General features: G+C 62.5%; 18 protein-coding genes. 7 read left to right on the top strand and 11 right to left on the bottom strand.

The genetic code is table 11. The features are described from left to right. Positions 1 to 34: 34 nt before the first annotated feature. Positions 35 to 1,006, top strand: a complete 972-nt coding sequence (locus DK391_RS26100; RefSeq protein WP_109480896.1) for a threo-3-hydroxy-L-aspartate ammonia-lyase — start codon at positions 35 to 37, stop codon at positions 1,004 to 1,006. 164 nt (positions 1,007 to 1,170) lie between these two features. Continuing rightward, on the top strand, positions 1,171 to 1,398 hold the full coding sequence (locus DK391_RS26095) for a hypothetical protein (RefSeq protein WP_109480895.1): 228 nt from the start codon (positions 1,171 to 1,173) through the stop codon (positions 1,396 to 1,398). Between the two features lie 121 nt (positions 1,399 to 1,519). On the opposite strand, the gene DK391_RS26090 is transcribed toward DK391_RS26095, so the two are convergent. The 10 genes from DK391_RS26090 to phnG form a co-directional block, all read right to left on the bottom strand. After that, positions 1,520 to 2,692 carry a porin gene (locus tag DK391_RS26090; RefSeq protein ID WP_109480894.1) on the bottom strand — a complete coding sequence of 391 codons (1,173 nt, stop codon included), beginning with the start codon at positions 2,690 to 2,692 and terminating at the stop codon, positions 1,520 to 1,522. A 336-nt stretch (positions 2,693 to 3,028) separates the two neighbouring features. Continuing rightward, entirely contained in the window at positions 3,029 to 4,144 is a 1,116-nt protein-coding gene (locus DK391_RS26085) for a succinylglutamate desuccinylase/aspartoacylase family protein (RefSeq protein WP_109480893.1), read from the bottom strand. Between the two features lie 315 nt (positions 4,145 to 4,459). Next, on the bottom strand, positions 4,460 to 5,242 hold the full coding sequence (locus DK391_RS26080; protein WP_109480892.1) for an ABC transporter substrate-binding protein: 783 nt from the start codon (positions 5,240 to 5,242) through the stop codon (positions 4,460 to 4,462). Between the two features lie 332 nt (positions 5,243 to 5,574). Beyond that, a complete protein-coding gene (locus DK391_RS26075) occupies positions 5,575 to 6,708 on the bottom strand; it encodes an alpha-D-ribose 1-methylphosphonate 5-triphosphate diphosphatase (protein WP_109480891.1) in 1,134 nt (377 codons plus the stop codon). A 25-nt stretch (positions 6,709 to 6,733) separates the two neighbouring features. Then, positions 6,734 to 7,489, bottom strand: coding sequence for a phosphonate C-P lyase system protein PhnL (gene phnL / locus DK391_RS26070; protein WP_109480890.1), 756 nt, complete (start codon positions 7,487 to 7,489; stop codon positions 6,734 to 6,736). 13 nt (positions 7,490 to 7,502) lie between these two features. Continuing rightward, complete coding sequence (gene phnK / locus DK391_RS26065) at positions 7,503 to 8,273, bottom strand: phosphonate C-P lyase system protein PhnK (protein WP_109480889.1); 771 nt, start codon at positions 8,271 to 8,273, stop codon at positions 7,503 to 7,505. Further along, positions 8,270 to 9,178, bottom strand: coding sequence for an alpha-D-ribose 1-methylphosphonate 5-phosphate C-P-lyase PhnJ (locus DK391_RS26060; protein WP_109480888.1), 909 nt, complete (start codon positions 9,176 to 9,178; stop codon positions 8,270 to 8,272). The genes phnK and DK391_RS26060 overlap by 4 nt, the downstream gene beginning before the upstream one ends. Next, positions 9,175 to 10,302, bottom strand: a complete 1,128-nt coding sequence (locus DK391_RS26055) for a carbon-phosphorus lyase complex subunit PhnI (RefSeq protein ID WP_109480887.1) — start codon at positions 10,300 to 10,302, stop codon at positions 9,175 to 9,177. The genes DK391_RS26060 and DK391_RS26055 overlap by 4 nt, the downstream gene beginning before the upstream one ends. Beyond that, complete coding sequence (gene phnH, locus DK391_RS26050) at positions 10,302 to 10,949, bottom strand: phosphonate C-P lyase system protein PhnH (protein WP_109480886.1); 648 nt, start codon at positions 10,947 to 10,949, stop codon at positions 10,302 to 10,304. The genes DK391_RS26055 and phnH overlap by 1 nt, the downstream gene beginning before the upstream one ends. Further along, positions 10,949 to 11,455, bottom strand: a complete 507-nt coding sequence (gene phnG / locus DK391_RS26045) for a phosphonate C-P lyase system protein PhnG (protein WP_109480885.1) — start codon at positions 11,453 to 11,455, stop codon at positions 10,949 to 10,951. Before phnG ends, phnH begins: the two co-directional genes overlap by 1 nt. A gap of 199 nt (positions 11,456 to 11,654) precedes the next feature. Between phnG and phnF the strand changes: the two genes are divergently transcribed. The 4 genes from phnF to DK391_RS26025 all read left to right on the top strand — a co-directional run bounded on the left by phnF (position 11,655) and on the right by DK391_RS26025 (position 15,028). After that, entirely contained in the window at positions 11,655 to 12,413 is a 759-nt protein-coding gene (gene phnF / locus DK391_RS26040) for a phosphonate metabolism transcriptional regulator PhnF (RefSeq protein WP_109480884.1), read from the top strand. Continuing rightward, positions 12,410 to 13,147, top strand: coding sequence for a DUF1045 domain-containing protein (locus tag DK391_RS26035; RefSeq protein WP_109480883.1), 738 nt, complete (start codon positions 12,410 to 12,412; stop codon positions 13,145 to 13,147). The genes phnF and DK391_RS26035 overlap by 4 nt, the downstream gene beginning before the upstream one ends. Next, positions 13,144 to 13,737 carry a phosphonate metabolism protein/1,5-bisphosphokinase (PRPP-forming) PhnN gene (gene phnN, locus DK391_RS26030; protein WP_109480882.1) on the top strand — a complete coding sequence of 198 codons (594 nt, stop codon included), beginning with the start codon at positions 13,144 to 13,146 and terminating at the stop codon, positions 13,735 to 13,737. Before DK391_RS26035 ends, phnN begins: the two co-directional genes overlap by 4 nt. A gap of 100 nt (positions 13,738 to 13,837) precedes the next feature. Continuing rightward, positions 13,838 to 15,028 (top strand): M20 aminoacylase family protein, encoded by a 1,191-nt coding sequence (locus tag DK391_RS26025; protein ID WP_109480881.1) that lies wholly within the window; start codon positions 13,838 to 13,840, stop codon positions 15,026 to 15,028. Between the two features lie 17 nt (positions 15,029 to 15,045). Here DK391_RS26025 and DK391_RS26020 read toward each other — a convergent pair whose 3' ends face one another. Next, on the bottom strand, positions 15,046 to 15,879 hold the full coding sequence (locus DK391_RS26020) for an IclR family transcriptional regulator (protein WP_109480931.1): 834 nt from the start codon (positions 15,877 to 15,879) through the stop codon (positions 15,046 to 15,048). A 421-nt stretch (positions 15,880 to 16,300) separates the two neighbouring features. Between DK391_RS26020 and pcaF the strand changes: the two genes are divergently transcribed. Beyond that, complete coding sequence (pcaF, locus tag DK391_RS26015; protein WP_109480880.1) at positions 16,301 to 17,503, top strand: 3-oxoadipyl-CoA thiolase; 1,203 nt, start codon at positions 16,301 to 16,303, stop codon at positions 17,501 to 17,503. Positions 17,504 to 17,672: the final 169 nt, after the last annotated feature.

Here is a 17,672-nt window from a genome sequence, read left to right as displayed (position 1 = left end):
CTCGTCCCGCGTTGCTCAACACTGGATCTTCCCGATGACCAAGCTCACATTGCCCACCTATGACGACGTCGTCGCCGCATCGCAGCGGCTCGAAGGCGTCGCACACCGCACGCCCGTGCTGATTTCGCGCACCGTCAACGAGATGTTCGATGCCGAAGTGTTCTTCAAGGCCGAAAACCTCCAGCGCATGGGCGCGTTCAAATTTCGCGGCGCATTCAACGCGTTGTCGAAGTTCGACGCCGAGCAGCGCCGGCGCGGCGTGGTCGCGTTTTCGTCGGGTAATCATGCGCAGGCCGTGGCACTGTCCGCGCGTCTGCTCGGCATGCCCGCGACCATCGTGATGCCTCACGACGCGCCGCAGATTAAGGTCGAGGCCACCAAAGGCTATGGCGGCAATGTCGTCATCTATGACCGGTACAAGGAAGACCGCGAGCAGATTGGCCGCGATCTTGCGGAAAAGCATGGCCTGACGCTGATTCCGCCGTACGACCATCCCGATGTGATGGCGGGCCAAGGCACGGCTGCGAAAGAACTGTTCGAGGAAGTCGGCCCGCTCGACGCGTTTTTCGTGCCGCTCGGCGGCGGCGGTCTGCTGTCGGGTTCGGCGCTGTCGACACGCGCGCTCTCTCCCGATTGCATGTTGTACGCCGTCGAACCGGAAGCGGGCAACGACGGTCAGCAGTCTTTCCGTGCGGGCAAGATCGTTCATATCGATACACCGCGCACGATCGCTGACGGCGCGCAAACGCAGCACCTGGGCGACTACACGTTCCCGATCATCCAGCGCGACGTCAACGATGTGCTGACGGCCAGCGACGCGGAACTGATCGACTGCATGCGCTTCTTCGCATCGCGCATGAAGATTTTCGTGGAGCCGACGGGTTGCCTGAGCTTCGCTGCCGCGCGTCAGATGAAGGACAAGCTCAAGGGCAAACGGATTGGCGTGTTGATCAGCGGCGGCAATGTGGATGTGCAGAAGTTCGCTGAACTGGTGTCGGCAAGCTGATTGCGGCACGGAGCCTTGTCGGCCTCGCAGCAGGATTTTGCGTCAGCTCATAAAATCATCGCGCGCCCGTCGAAAAGCGGGCGCGATTTTTTTGATGAACGTAGCTGGTGCGGCATGAGAAATGAAGTTTTCCATGTGGCCGCTGCCGGAAGGAAGCACCCGACATGGAAGAGGTTTTCACATCGCAATCGCGTGCCGTCGCGCGCATCATGACGGCGCGTCAGGCACTGCTGCAGGACAAGGACGGCATGACTGCCATGAGCAGGGATGAAAAGGCGGCCCGGCTCGAGCGGCTGGAGCGCCTGCTGTTCGACGTGCGCGCTGGCCGCACGTTCGACTTTACGATGCCTGGCGCGAGTGGGGAGGTGCGGATCTGGGTGTCGAGGGATTGATGGCTTGAGCCGCATACCCACAGCTTTGGCCCAAAAAAGAAAACGCCCCGCAAAGCGGGGCGTTTTCAATTCCATCTGCGCAAGAGCGAAGCACCCGAAAGCGCCTCGCTTGCAACGCAGCTTAGAACTTGTGGCGCATGCCGACGCGGAACGCCAGCTGGTTCTGCGAACCCGAACCCGACGTGTTGAAGTACGACGTCGACGAACCGATCTGAGCCTGGATCGGAGCGCCCGAAGCCGTCTTGCCCGATGCGTCCTGATAGATCACCAGGCCGTAGACGTCCGTACGCTTCGACAGTGCGTAGTCGACGCTTGCGTCCACCTGGTTGAAGTGGCCCGTCGTCGCGCCCGTCAGACGCGAGTACGTGTAGCCCAGACCCGTCGTCAGTGCCGGCGTGAACGCGTACTTGGCGCCGCCTTCGAAGTTGTTGTACGTCGTCGATGCGCCCGTGACCGGCTCGAAGTGCGTGTTCGTCCACAGCGCGTACATCGTTGCCGGTCCCATGATGTAGCGGCCGCCCAGACCGAACGTGCGCAGGTCGCGCACCGTGCCCGTCGTCACGTTGGCGATCGACGTCGAGAACGCCGGCGATGCCTGACCCGGGAAACGGATGTCCGTGTACGCAGCGCCCAGGCCGATCGGGCCGTTCGCGTAGTTCACGCCGAAGCTGTAAGCGCGCGACGAGCCTGCAACCGGTGCAGCCGCCGTGCCCGTTGCCGGTGCGCCGCCGAATGCGCCTGCCTGGTTCGAGAAGCCGTACATTGCGCCGAACGTCAGGCCAGCGTAGTTCGCGCTGCTGAACTTGACCGAGTTGTTGATACGGCTCGACGTGAGCTGGTCGACGTCGTTGATGTGGTAAGCGTAGTTACCCGCGACCGTCTGGCCACCCGTCGAGTAATTGCTGCCCAGGTAGTCGGTCGAGAACGAGTATTGACGACCGAACGTCAGCGAGCCCATGCCGTCCTTCGACAGACCCACGAACGCCTGACGGCCGAACAGTGCGCCGCCCTGGCCGAGCGTGCCGTTGCCGCTGTTGAAGCCGCTTTCGAGCACGAACAGTGCCTTCAGGCCGCCGCCCAGGTCTTCCGTGCCGCGCAGGCCCCAACGGCTGCCTTGCGCCACGCCGTCGTCATACTTGAACAGCTTGTCGCTGCCGCCTGCTGCGTTCTTCGAGTGATTCGCGTAGCTGATACCAGCGTCGATGATGCCGTACAGCGTGACGCTGCTTTGTGCGTGTGCGGTACCTGCAAATGCCGAGGCGAGTAGAGCGGTGGTAAGTACTTTCTTGTTCAAAGCTTTCTCCGGATTGAAAAATGGCGATCGCGAGCCAGACTCTGCGGTCGGTCGCGCGACGGGCGCAAATGTAACGGGGAGAAAGGAAAGGAATATGACAGGAAATCTTTTTAGTGGATATGTAGTACAAATGCGACAAAAATTGTCTCGCGTGCAAATTCCTTGCACGCGAATCTGTGCATATGCTTCATATCTCGGCGCGCGTTCTGTTTAGCCGGATGCGCGAAACAGGCGCCAATGTTTGTTCGCGCAACCAAAAAAATCGCCCGCATATGGCGGGCGATTTCATATTTCGACCAGCAGGGCAGGCGTGCGGCGCACGCGCTGAATGTGCGATCAGGCCGACAGCAACTGACCCGTGCGGAATGCCTTTGCGCCTGCAATGCGCACGATCTCCATGCCCGCCTGCGCGAAGCGCGACAGATGCCGTGCGTACAACACGCCCGCCACCGTCGACTTCAGCGTGATGACCTGGTCGGTCAGCGGATCGATGATATCGGCGATCGGCTCGCCGGCATCGATCCACTTGCCCACTTCCGCGCGATACACGACCACGCCGCTCACGGGCGTGACGATCGGCTCGGTGCCCGCCAGCGGCGTCGCCGCGAATTCGAGCGGCGGCATCGGCGCGGCTTCACCGGCGATCACGCCGCGATGCGTCAGGTATTCGACGATGCCTTGCGCGTCGTGCTCGGCGAACTCGTACGACACATCGCGCTGACTGCGCAGTTCGACCGTCACCGAGATCGAGCCATTCGGAATCGGAAAGCGGTCGCCGACGCGCGTGCGCAGTTCCGACCAGCAGAAGCTGTGAATCTCGTCGAACGGATTGCCGACGGAATCCACCGCGAGCAGCGAAGCCTTCGAATCCAGATAGCGCGCGAGCGGCTCGACGTCAGGCCACAGGTCCGGGTTCGTATAGATATGCAGCGCGGCTTCCCAGTCGCAATGCAGATCGAGCACGACGTCCGCGTCGTACGACAGACGTTGCAGGCCGAGACGCTGCGATTCGATTTCGGTGCGCGGCTTTTGCGCATCGAGCGCTTCGCGCATGGCCTGACGGATGATGGTGCGGTTCTGGTCGGCGTCCGACGTCAGACGCGCTTCGATCACGGGCGCGATCAGGTCGTACAGGTTATAGAAATTGCGGTTGAAGTTCTGCGCCGTGTTCGTTTCGAAGCGGCCGGCGAGCAGGCCGAGCACATGCTGGTTCAGGCCGATCGGGTTCGCGACGGGCACGATCACGACTTCGCCGCGCAGTTTGCCCGCTGCCTCGAGCGCTTCGAGCTTGCGGCGCAGCGCCCACGACACCAGCATGCCGGGCAGTTCGTCTGCGTGCAGCGATGACTGGATATAGACCTTCTGTCCGCCGCTCGGACCGTAGTGGAAGCTCGTCAGACTGCGAGCGGTGCCGAGGGTCGGGGAAATCAGCGGATGATTGAGGGTTTGCATGTTTGATGTGACGCCGCCAACGCCGCGCGTACGCCCTGTAGTTGCAGAGAGGTGACTTCGGTGACTTCGGGTTGACTGCTGAAAACGGTGGCGCGCACGACGGCCGCGCCGTAAATCGTCGAATCGTCGAACCGTTCGATCTTAGCCCATTTGCGCAGCGCGGGCGACGCTGCGGCGCGGCGCGATCTGCAGGACTTCGACTGCGATCACGAACACTGACGCCAAAACAAAACGGGCTCCGTGAGGAGCCCGTTCTGCCTGTCCAGCGTGGCGGCGTATCGCGCGGACGAGCCGCGCGATACGTTGCCGTGTGGCTTAGCCGCCGTACACGTCGAAGTCGAAGTACTTCTTCTCGATCTTCTTGTACGTGCCGTCCTTGATGATGTCGGCGATTGCCTTGTCGACCTTCGCCTTCAGGTCCGCGTCGTCCTTACGCATGCCGATGCCAGCGCCTTCGCCGAGGATCTTCTTGTCTTCCAGATCCTTGCCGACGAACTGGAAGCCAGCGCCGCGCGGCGTCTTCAGGAAGCCGATGTCAGCCTGCACTGCATCTTGCAGGGCTGCGTCCAGACGGCCCGAGATCAGGTCGGCATAGACCTGGTCCTGGTTCTGGTAAGGCACGACCTTCGCGCCCTTCGGTTCCCAGTAGGTCTTCGCGTACGTTTCCTGGATCGTGCCTTGCTCGACGCCAACCGTCTTGCCCGACAGCGATTCCGGCGTCGGCAGGATGTTCGAGCCCTTCTTGGCGACGAGGCGCGTCGGCGTGTTGAACAGCTTCGACGAGAAAGCGATCTGTTCAGCGCGTTGCGGCGTCATCGACATCGACGACAGCACGCCGTCGAACTTCTTCGCCTTCAGTGCGGGGATCATGCCGTCGAAATCGTTTTCAACCCAGACGCACTTTGCCTTCAGGCGCGAGCAGATTTCGTTGCCGAGGTCGATATCGAAGCCGACCAGCTTGCCGTCGGAACCCTTCGATTCGAACGGCGGGTAGCTGGCGTCGACGCCGAAGCGGATGGTGGTCCAATCTTTGGCGTGTGCGCCGATCGATACGGTGGCGAGCAGGGCAACCGTCAAAGCCGCAAGCAGTTTCTTCACTGATGTACTCCCGGGAGTGGTTCAAAGTGTCCCGCATGCGGTTGTGCCGCTGCGCGACGTTGCCCGGCCGTTGTGCCGGGCTTGTCTCTATGTGGTTGCCGGCTGGCCCAGCCAGCAACGCGCGCCAAGCTTAACAAATCAAAATATTTGCGGTGCTAGTGAAACACCGGATGGCACAGGAGTATTGCCTCTAACGTGGATTTTTATGTTATGAGGCATTGAAGATGCATTGAAAGCAAAACGAAGGTGAAACGGAAGGCATTAGAAGCGTTTGCCATGCTTGCGGCGCTGCGGCAAACGCTTTTGCTTCAATCGCTTATCGGTGAACCGCGTCAGACGATCCGCTCGCCCGCACGATAGGTCGCGCGCGGAACGGGCAATGCGTCGAGCATCGTGACGCGCACGAAATCCGCGCGCAGGCCGGTTTCGATTGCGCCGCGGTCGTGCAGACCTGCCGTGCGCGCCGGTTCCGCCGAGACGGTCGCCATCGCGCGCGGCAGCGTCCAGCCGGCTTTTTCGACCAGTTCGAAGGCGGCCGTCAGCAGGCTGGACGGCACATAGTCCGACGACAGGATGTCGAGCAGACCGGCTTTCGCCAGTTCCAGCGCCGACACGTTGCCCGAATGCGAGCCGCCGCGCACGATGTTCGGCGCGCCCATGATCGTCGCGATGCCGTGGCGGTGCGCGGCTTCGGCGGCGATGCGCGTGGTCGGGAATTCGGCCAGCACGATGCCTTCTTCGGCGGCTTGCTGCACGTGTTCGACCAGCGTGTCGTCGTGGCTCGCGACGGGCACGCCTAGCACCTTGCAGCGCTCGACGATCTGGCGGCGATGTTCGTCGGCGAAACGCTGCTGTTCGTCTTCGAGTTCGACGAGCGTCGCGGCCATGTGCTCATCCGTCATCTTGCCGTGGCGCTCCTGGAAGCGGCGCCATTGCTCGCGGTCGTGCCACTGGCGCTGGCCCGGCGTGTGATCCATCACCGACGCGAGACGCAGCAGCGGGTGATCTTTCAGCGTGTCGAACAGTTCGACCACGTCGGCGGTGGCGATTTCACAGCGCAGATGCAGGAAGTGTTCTGCGCGAAGCAGCTTGCGCTCGGAGAAACGTTGCAGCGCTTGCGCGCAGTTCATCTGCGTATCGGCGCGGCGCAAGCCGACGCTCGAACGCGAGCCGATCGCGAGCGCATCGAATACGGTGGTGATGCCGGCAGCGGCGACCTGTGCGTCGTGAATCACGAACGCGGCGTCCGTATTCCATTCGACACCCGGACGCGGTAACAGATGCTTTTCCAGGTTGTCGGTGTGCAATTCGATGAGGCCCGGCAACAGATAGTCGCCTTCCCAGTCCTGCGCTTCTGCAGCCGCGGTCGTGCCGCGCGCGACATCACGAATCATGCCGTCTTCGACGCGCACGACACCGTTGAAAACTTCGTCCCGCGTGACGACGCGGGCGTTCTTGATCAGCATGTAAAGACTCCGTATCGGATCAATATCAGTGTAATGCCGTTGCGTGACGCAGCGGTGGCGTCAGTTCGAGCCTGCGTGTGGCAACTTTCGCGCGCGTGTCTTCATCGTGGAAGATGCCGACGATGGCCGCGCCGCGTTCGCGCGCTTCGACAATCAGGCTCGCGACGATGTCGCGGTTCTCCGCATCGAGCGAAGCCGTGGGTTCGTCGAGCAGCAAGACGGGATGCCCGGCAATCAGACCGCGCGCGATGTTCACGCGCTGTTGCTCGCCGCCAGAAAATGTCGCAGGCGCAAGCGGCCACAGACGCTCGGGCACGTTGAGCCGTGCGAGCAGCGCGGCGGCGCGCGCACGCGCTTCCTTTTCGTCGACGCCACGCGAAATCAACGGCTCGGCGACGAGATCGAGCGTGCTCACACGCGGAATCACGCGCAGAAACTGGCTCACGTAGCCGACCACGCCGCGCCGCAGATGCAGCACGTCGCGCGGTTCGGCGCCTGTGATGGACAGATACTTCGCTTGCTGAGCCTCGTCGCGAATCGCGATCGAGCCCGTGCTCGCCAGATAGTTGCCGTACAGGCAGCGCAAGAACGTGCTCTTGCCCGCGCCCGACGGGCCGACCAGCACGACGCATTCGCCGCGCTCGACTTCGAGCGATACGCCTGCGAGCGCGTCGATCTGCACGCCGCCCTGGCCATGCAGCGTGAAAGTCTTGCCGATACCGACCGCGCGCAGCATCAGCGCGTCGTTGTCGATGAACGATGTTTCGATGGACGTTGTCATCACGTGCTGGACCTTAAACGGGCAAGACCGAAGAAACGAGTGTTTGCGTATAGGGATGCTGCGGATCGTCGAGCACCTGATCGGTGAGGCCCGCTTCGACCACTTCGCCGCCTTGCATCACCATCAGCCGATGCGCGAGCAGACGCGCCACGCCGATGTCATGCGTGACGATCAGTACGGACAGATGCAGCGTCGACGTCAGCGTGCGCAGCAGATCGAGCAGACGTGCCTGCACGGACACATCGAGACCGGCTGTCGGCTCATCCATGAACACGAGGCGCGGACCCGTCACGAGATTGCGCGCGATCTGCAGGCGCTGCTGCATGCCGCCCGAAAACGCCGACGGCAATTCATCGATACGCGATGCATCGAGTTCGACGCGCGTCATCCATTGCGTGGCCGTATCGCGGATCTTGCCGTAGTGGCGCGCGCCGACAGCCATCAACGGCTCGCCAATATTCGCGCCTGCCGACACGGCGCTGCGCAATCCATCGCGCGGATTCTGCTGCACGAAACCCCATTCGGTGCGCATCAACAGACGCTTGCGCGGCTCGGACAGTTCGAGCAGATCGAGCGTTTCGCCGTGCGAGCTTGCATAGTGCAGCGCGCCCGAATCAGCGGGTGTGCGCAGCGCGAGCGTGTTCAGCAGCGTCGATTTACCCGAACCCGATTCGCCGACTATACACAGCACTTCGCCCGGATACAGATCGAAGCTCACATTGCGGCAACCGTTGCGACCGCCATATTGTTTGGTAAGCGCGCGTGCGCTCAGAAGCGGCGTCATGCGCTTTCTCCTGCGTTATTTTCAATGCCTTGCTGTTCGCGCCGGTCGTGGCAATAGTCGCTATCCGAGCAGACGAACATGCGCTTGCCCGCATCGTCGACGATCATTTCATCGAGGAAACTTTCCGTCGATCCGCACAACGCGCACGCATGATCCCAGCGCTGCACCTCGAACGGGTGATCGTCGAAATCGAGACTTTTTACCGGCGTATAAGGCGGAATCGCGTGAATGCGTTGCTCGCGGCCCGCGCCGAACAGTTGCAACGCCGGGTTCATATGCATCTTCGGGTTGTCGTACTTCGGAATCGGCGACGGCGACGCGAGATAGCGGTTATTCACGATCACAGGATAATCGTAGGTCGTCGCGATGCTGCCGTGATGCACGATGTCTTCGTACAGCTTCACGCTGATCAATCCATAATCGGCGAGCGCATGCAGCTTCTTGCATTCGGCGTTGCGCGGCTCCAGCCGATAAAGCGGCTCGGGCATCGGCACCTGATACACCAGAATCTGCTTCTCCGTGAGCGGCGTCTCGGGAATGCGGTGACGCGTCTGCACGATGGTCGCTTCCGTCGTCTTGCGCGTGGTGTTGACGCCTGCCGTGCGCGCAAAGAAGCGCCGAATGTTCACTGCATTGGTGGTTTCGTCGGAACCCTGGTCGATCACTTTCAACGTATCGTCGCGTCCGATGATCGACGCCGTCACCTGAATGCCGCCCGTGCCCCATCCATACGGCAGCGGCATCTCGCGTGATGCGAACGGCACCTGATAACCAGGCACGGCGACCGCTTTCAACAGCGCGCGGCGAATCATGCGTTTGGTCTGTTCGTCGAGATACGCGAAGTTGTAGCCTTCGGCAGCGCTGTCGTGCGCGGCGGTTTGCATCGTCGTGTCGGGCGCGTTCATGCTGCCTGCTCCTCGTTATCGTTGCCTTCGCTCGCGTGGTCATCGCGTGCTGCATGTTTCGCGCGCAAGCGGCGCACGAGTTCGAGTTCGGCCTGGAAGTCCACGTAGTGCGGCAATTTCAGATGCTGCACGAAGCCCGAGGCTTCGACGTTATCGCTGTGCGACAGCATGAATTCGACATCCTGCGTTGGCGAACCGATGGTTTCGCCGAGTTCTTCGGCACGCAACGCGCGATCGACGAGTGCCATCGCCATCGCCTTGCGTTCCGAATGACCGAACGCAAGACCATAACCCTGCGTGAACGTAGGCGGCACTTCGCTGCTGCCCGCGAACTGGTTGATCATCTGACATTCCGTCACATCGATCTCACCGATCTCGACGGCTTCGCCCAGTTCATCCAGTTCCATTTCGACGGTTACCGTGCCGAAGCGGATTTCGCCCGCGAAAGGATGCGAGTGTGCGTAGCCGCGTTGCGTCGCGTAGCCCATCGCGAGCAGAAAGCCTTCGTCGCCGCGCGCGAGATTTTGCAAGCGTGTTGCGCGGTTGGCAGGAAACGACAGCGGCTCGCGCGTCAGATCGTTCGGTTCGGACGCGCCTTCCGTCACACGTTCCTGTTCGATCAAGCCTTCCTTGTCGAGCAGAGACACCACGCGTGGCGTTGTCTGCTGTGCAGCAGCTTCGCTGCGCGTTGCGCGTGAAGTGCTTTCGTCATCGCCTTCAGCCAGCAAGGTGAAATCGAGCAGACGCTGCGTGTAGTCGTACGTCGCACCGAGCATCTGGCCGCCGGGCACGTCCTTGAAGGTCGCGGAGATGCGCCGCTCCAGCCGCATGTCTTCCGTGTTTACCGGCTGCGTGTAGCCGAAGCGCGGCAGCGTCGTGCGATACGCGCGCAGCAGGAAGATCGCTTCGACGAGATCGCCAGCGGCCTGCTTGATGGCCAGCGCTGCGAGTTCTTCATCGTAGACGGAGCCTTCCGTCATCACGCGCGCCACGGCAAGCCGCAACTGCGTGCGGATCTGCGCGACGCTCAGTTCGGCGAATTGCGTGTCGCCACGGCGCGCCTTGTCGAGCAGGCGCCACGACGCTTCGATCGCGCGCTCTCCACCTTTGACGGCAACGTACATTAGTTCAGCTCCACGTGAGTCGTGCGCGGCAAGCCGATCAGCGTGTCGCCGCAAACGAAATAACAGTCGATACCGCACGGAAACAGCGGCGCGAGTTCGGCGCGTTCGCTCCAGAAGCGCACGGGCAATCCGCCAGGCGCGATGGTGTGCGAATGTTCGATGCCGGGACCGCGCAGCACGACGGGCGAGCCTTGCGTGAGCGAGTCGACGCGAATGATCAGTGTCACCGATTGCTCCGGCGTTTCCGGCTCGCCGAGTGCGAAGCACGACAGCGGCGGCAGGGTGGTTGCGTCGTGCACATAGGCGAACGATGCGTCTTGCGGTTCATCGACCAGCGGCGCACCGGTATGAAAGCGCAACGCGGAACCGAGCACGGCATCGGGCTGCGCGAGCCAGACGGGCGTCGTGTAATCGCATAGCGCGAGCAGCGCAGCGAACGCGGCGAGATCGGCACGTGCATGCGGCAGGCTGTTGCGCGCGTCGCTGCGCGAAGCGGGCAGCACGTTATCGATCGTGCCGATACGGCCCGGACGCGACAGCGCATCGAGCAGCGTACGGAATACGGCTTGCGTGTCGTGCACCGGGTCGGCAAAACCGGGCGTCAGTGTCGACAGCGCGATCTGCGGGGATTGAGCGGAAGTGTTCATCAGTCGCCTCGAACCATCGTGAAGAATTCGACGCGCGTCGATGCGGCGTCCTGTTGACGTTGCGTGCGTTTCGCTTCGAGTTGCGCAGCGAGCGGCGCAATCAGTTGCGCCTGCAACCGTGCGTGATGCTGCGGCGTTTGCAGCAGCGCATCTGCGATAGCAGCCAGTTCGGCGCGGCGACGGTCGCGTCCCAGATGGCAGGACACGCCCACCGTGGTGCTGTCCTGCGGCATGTCGCGCAGACGCAGCGTGGCGCGCGTGACGGTTGCTTCGCCGAGATTGAACGCATCGCCCGTGCCGCCGACGCGCCCGCGCACCATCGCCAGCCCGGTTTCGGGTGGGCGCAGCCAGTCGAAGGCGGGAAACGGCAGGCCTTCCATCGCGCGGTTCAGCGCGGCTTCGAGGTCGGTGCGCGTGGAGCGGGCCATGACGGACATCCATGCACGGCGGGCGGGGTTCGCGGAAGCGGGGGAATCAACTGAAGGAGGAGACGCGGCGGCGCTCATCGGGGTTCCTGGAAGGTTCCTGGAGAGGGGTGTTCAGTAGCGAGTCCAGATATTTGAGCATCTATTCATCTAAACGTCTAGACGTTTAGAGCTAAAATGTCGCTTGCCCGTGACAGAAGGTGCAGTTTCATATTTCCGCCACGGCATGCGGACTACAATGCACAGAACGATTATTTGAACCGAAGGGAATGACAGCACCATGACATCGAACGACGACGCAGCGCCGGGCGCGATGCTCGAGCGGGGAGCGGGCGTTGCCGTGTGGCGGCAGATCGAGCAGATTCTCGCGAAAGAGATCGCGGCAAGCGGCTTCGGCGAAGACGGACGTCTGCCGAGCGAGGGCGAACTGGCGAAGCGCTTCGACGTGAACCGCCATACGATCCGCCGCGCGATGCTGGGGCTGGCGGCGCAAGGTCTGGTCAGCGTCGAGCAGGGTCGCGGCACGTTCGTGCAGCCTGGCGCAATCGATTACACCATCGGCAGGCGCACGCGCTTCACTGAAAACTTGCGTCAGCAACATCATTCGCCGGCGGGCACGATGCTGTCGGCAGCGCGCGTGAAGGCCGATCCCACCGTTGCAAAGGCACTTGGACTGCGCGCGGGTGCGTTCGTCTATCGCATCGAATCGTTGCACGAAGCGGACGGCGTGCCGCTCACGTATGCGCGCAACTTCTATCCGGCTGCGCGCTTTGCGGATCTGCCCGACGTGCTCGAACGCGTGGGCGGCATCACGAAGGCAATGGCCGAATACGGCGTCACGGATTATCTGCGCAAGTGGAGCCGTATCGGCAGCGTGCTGCCCGAGCCGGAAGTCGCGCGGCGTCTGGGCATCAACCGGCAGCAGCCGGTGCTGTGGGTCGAAAACGTCGATGTCGATACGGAAGGCACGGCGATCAAATACGGCTTCACGCACTTCGCCGCCGACCGCGTGCAACTGATGGTCGAGCACGACGTATGAGCATGACGATCCAGAATCCATGGACCGCGCAGGCACGCTTCGCCATCTACTACGCACCGGCGCGAGCGTCGGACTGGTGGGGCGCGGGTTCGACGTGGCTTGCGCGCGATGCCGAAAGCGATGAACCGTTGAATCCGCATGAGGCCCCGGCGTTGTCGCAACCGCTGGCGAAACTGACTACGTCACCGCGCCGATATGGCTGGCATGGCACGCTGGTCGCGCCATTTCACCTCGCTGAGCATGTGACGGTGGCGGATCTGCTCGACACGGCAGAACGTTGGGCGCATACCCAACTGCCGTTTGAATTGCCTGTCGAAGCCGCAACGCTTGGCGACTTCGTTGCCTTGCGTCCTGCCACGCCCATGGGCGATGATCAGATGCGCGCACTCGCCGCCGATGCATTGCGCACTTTCACGCCGCTGCGCATCGCGCCCTCTGCGGCGGATATTGCAAAACGCATGGAATCGCCGTTGACGGAACGTCAGCGCGAATTGCTCGTCGAATGGGGATATCCGTATGTGCTCGACGAGTTTCGTTTTCACATGACGCTATCCAGTTCGCTTGCGCATGCTGCCGATCGCGCGGCAATCGTCGAATGGTGGCATCGTGAGGCGCAACGTCTCGGACCGTTGTCGATCGACGGCGCGGCGATCTTCGTCGAGCCTGCACCCGGCGAACCGTTCAGGTTGTGGCAACGGCTCGCGTTCACGGCAGAACAAGGACAGAACGCATGAATGGGCGCTTGATCTACGTAGTGGGGCCGTCGGGCGCGGGCAAGGATTCGCTGCTGCATTTCGCGCGCGAACATGTTGCGGGCACGCCTGTGGTGTTCGCGCATCGCTATATCACGCGCGACACCGGCCACAACGAAAACCATATCGCATTGACAGCCGAAGAGTTCGCCGCGCGCTCGGCGCAAGGCCTCTTCGCACTCGAATGGTCGAGCCACGAATTGCACTACGGCATCGGCATCGAAATCGATGCGTGGCTCGCGCGCGGCTGCACGGTCGTCGTGAATGGCTCGCGTGCGTACCTGTCGCGTGCGTTGAAGCGCTATCAGGATCTCGAAGTCGTGCATATTCACGCGGCGCCGCATATTCTCGCCGCGCGTCTGTCGGCACGCGGACGTGAAACGGCCGAACAGGTCGAAGCCCGTCTCGCGCGTCAGGCGCCGTTCGCGCTGCCCGATGGCGCACATCTCACGCATATCGACAACTCCGGTTCGCTCGCAGAAGCAGGGCTTGCTTTCGTCGATGTGCTCAAAGGTCTTGCGCGCGCGCAAGGCCAGACTCTAGAGTCAGCATCCAGCGAAAGCGTTAAGTAATCCGGGCGCATCGTCGTCTTACGGGAAAGCTCAGGCGTTGCTATAGACTGCCGTCTGACGCCGCGCGCAAGACGCGACGAAAAAACCCGGAGTACACCTGATGACCGACGCTACACGCCTGACCGAAATCGCCGACCTCGAGCCGGCTGCCGCTTCCCTGCGCGATATTCGCCACCACATCCACCATCATCCCGAGCTGGCTTACGAAGAACTTGCGACAGCCGCGCTCGTCGCCGACAAGCTCGAAACGTGGGGCTGGCAGGTGACGCGCGAAGTGGGCAAGACGGGCGTGGTCGGCACGTTGAAGGTCGGCGACGGCACGCGCAGCATCGGCTTGCGCGCGGATATGGACGCGCTGCCCATCGTCGAGCAGACGGGCTTGCCGTATGCGAGCGGCACGCACGGCAAGATGCACGCATGCGGCCACGACGGCCACACCACGATGCTGCTCGGCGCAGCGCAGCATCTGGCGAAAACGCGACGCTTTTCCGGCACGGTGCATCTGTACTTCCAGCCGGCCGAGGAAAGCGGCATCGACAGCGGCGCGAAGAAGATGATCGAAGATGGCCTGTTCGAGCGCTTTCCCTGCGATGCGGTATTTGGCGTGCATAACCATCCGGGCGCGGAACCGGGCAAGTTTCTGTTCCGCAAGGGCGCGTTCATGGCGGCGGGCGACAAGGCGACGATCACGATCGAAGGTGTCGGCGGCCACGCGGCGCGCCCGCATCTGACGGTCGATCCCATCGTGATCGCGTCGAGCATCGTGATGGCGCTGCAGACTATCGTCGCGCGCAATGTGAACCCGTCGCAGCCCGCCGTGGTGACGGTGGGCACGATGCATTCGGGCGTGGCGAACAACGTGATTCCGTCGAGCGCGAAGCTCGAACTGAGCGTGCGCTCATTCAGCCCGGAAGTGCGCGCGCTGCTGAAACAGCGCATCACCGAACTCGCCGAGACGCAGGCGGCCAGCTATGGCGGCAAGGCGCATGTCGATTACGTGGAAGGGTATCCCGTGGTCGTCAACACGGACGCCGAAACCGAATTCGCGATCGAGGTGGCGCGCGAACTGGTCGGCGCGGAACACGTCGAGCCGAACGCGGACATCCTGATGGGCAGCGAGGACTTCGCCTTCATGCTCGAGCAGCGGCCCGGTACGTTCCTGCGGCTTGGCAATGGCGTCGGCGAGGACGGCTGTATGGTGCATAACCCGCACTACGACTTCAACGACCGCAATCTGCCGATCGGCGCGGCGTATTGGGCGCGCCTCGTGGAACGCTATCTGGGCCGCTGACGGGCAATCCGAAGGCGCTAGCCGCGCAGCGCGACCATATCGGACACGCCTTGCGCGGCTTTCTGCAGCGGTTCGAGAAACGCCTTCACCATCTGCTTCGCTGAATTGCGTTGCGCGTTGCCGCTAATGTTCATCGCGGCGATGATCTGCCCGCGCCGGTTGCGGATCGGCGCGGACAGCGAAATCAATCCACCTTCCAGTTCCTGATCGACGACGGCCCAGCCCTGGCTGCGCACCTGCGCGATCACTTTCTTCAGTTCGGCCTTGTCGGTGATCGTGCGCGGCGTGTGCGCGGTGATGGGCGACGCGTCGAGCGTGGCGTCGAGCGTCGCTTCGTCGAGAGCCGACAAAAGCACGCGGCCCATCGACGTGCAATACGCCGGCAGACGGCTGCCGATCGACAGGTTGATCGTCATGATCTTGTGCGTCGGCATGCGCAGCACATAGACGATCTCCGTGCGGTCGAGTACGGCCGCCGAGCAGCTTTCGTGTACCTCCGCCGACAGTTCTTCCATGAACGGCTCGGCGAGGTTCCAGAACGGCATCGACGTCAGATAGGCGAAACCGAGGTCGAGAATCTTCGGCGTCAGGCGAAACAGCCGGCCTTCGGCTTCGACGTAGCCCAGCGTTTGCAAGGTCAGCAGGATGCGGCGTGCGCCCGCGCGCGTGAGACCGGTGGCCGAGGCGACGTCCGTCAGTGTCTGCTCGGGACGCTCGGCGTTGAACGCGCGAATCACGGCAAGCCCGCGCGCGAACGATTGCACATACGAATCGCCCGGCTTGTCCGGGGCGTCCTGTACGTCCGTCTGGCTGGCGGGAACGGCGGGTGACGCGGCGGGTACTTTGCTCATGGCCTGTGTGAAATCGATGCGAACATGTGAACGCCGGCCGGGGCGGGCGTCCGTTAGCTTGCGGAAAGCCGTGACGATAGCGCAAGCGCCTGAATTCTCCAACTTCGCGGCGGTTTCGGGAGCGCCCGGCGCGTAAGCGCGCTGCCAGGCACTGTGCGACGGCCATTCCTGACGTTTTCGCGACACCTTATTGCCGGTTTCGACAGCCCTCCCACCCGCCGGCGCGCTTGACAGTCTTTCCGCCACCCGCCTATTATCGAACCTGAAATGTTCGATAGATGATCGTTTGTTCGAGTATAGAACAAATCTTGCCAAATCGACATGTTTGCCGATATGTTTTTCCCTGGCGCTGCCCAATGCGCCGCCGCTGGCGCCTGTCGTCTTCCACGATACGCCGGCCCGCCATTACTGGAGACATCTCATGACGGAAGCTTTCCTGTGCGACGCGATTCGCACGCCGATTGGCCGCTACGCGGGTTCGTTGTCGTCGGTGCGTGCCGACGATCTGGGCGCGGTGCCGCTCAAGGCGCTGATGGAGCGCAACAAGGAAGTCGACTGGAGCGTGATCGATGACGTGATTTACGGCTGCGCGAACCAGGCTGGCGAAGACAACCGCAACGTCGCGCGCATGTCGCTGCTGCTGGCGGGTCTGCCGAAGGACGTGCCGGGTTCGACAGTGAACCGCCTGTGCGGTTCGGGCATGGATGCCGTGGGCATCGCGGCGCGCGCGATCAAATCGGGTGAGGCGGGCTTGATGATTGCAGGCGGCGTGGAAAGCATGAGCCGCGCGCCGTTCGTGATGAGCAAGGCGACCAGCGCGTTCTCGCGTCAGGCCGACATCTACGACACGACGATCGGCTGGCGCTTCGTCAATCCGCTGATGAAGCAGTTGTACGGTGTCGACTCGATGCCGGAAACGGGCGAAAACGTCGCCACCGATTACAACGTCAGCCGTGCCGACCAGGACGCGTTTGCAATGCGCAGCCAGCTGAAGGCATCGCGTGCGCAGCAGGACGGTACGCTCGCGCAGGAAATCGTCTCGGTGACGATTCCGCAGAAGAAGGGCGACGCGATTGTCGTGTCGAAGGATGAGCATCCGCGCGAGACGAGCCTCGAGGCGCTCGCGAAGCTGAAGGGTGTGGTGCGGCCCGATGGCACGGTGACGGCGGGTAATGCGTCGGGCGTCAATGATGGTGCAGCGGCGTTGTTGCTGGCTAACGCGGAGACCGCGAAGCGTTTTGGCCTGACGCCGCGTGCGCGCGTGCTGGGCATTGCAACGGCTGGTGTCGATCCGCGTGTGATGGGTATCGGTCCTGCGCCTGCAACGCAGAAGCTGCTGGCTCGTCTGAACATGAATATCAATCAGTTTGACGTGATCGAGTTGAACGAGGCGTTTGCTTCGCAAGGTCTGGCTGTGTTGCGCGCGCTGGGTGTGGCTGATGACGATGCGCGCGTCAATCCGAATGGCGGCGCTATTGCGTTGGGTCACCCGCTGGGGATGAGCGGTGCGCGTCTGGTCACTACGGCGATGTATCAGTTGCAACGCACTCAAGGACGTTTTGCACTTTGCACGATGTGTATTGGGGTGGGGCAAGGGATTGCCATCGCGATTGAGCGGGTTTGAGGGAATTGGCAGTGCGTTGCCGGTGAGTTGCCGGTGACCCGGCGGGTTGTGGCGCTGGGGTTTTGGTTTTGTCTTGTCGCTGGCGTCCGCTGTTTGTTAGTGGTCTGCTAGTGTTGCCCCTGTGCGGGGCAGCACCTACTTTTCTTTGCCGCGGCAAAGAAAAGTAGGC

It is taken from the genome of Paraburkholderia sp. C35 (genome assembly GCF_003121405.1).
In the GTDB taxonomy this organism is placed as follows: Bacteria; Pseudomonadota; Gammaproteobacteria; order Burkholderiales; family Burkholderiaceae; genus Paraburkholderia.
Note: the sequence above shows the minus strand (reverse complement) of the source record. Positions and strands in the feature narration are given on the sequence as shown.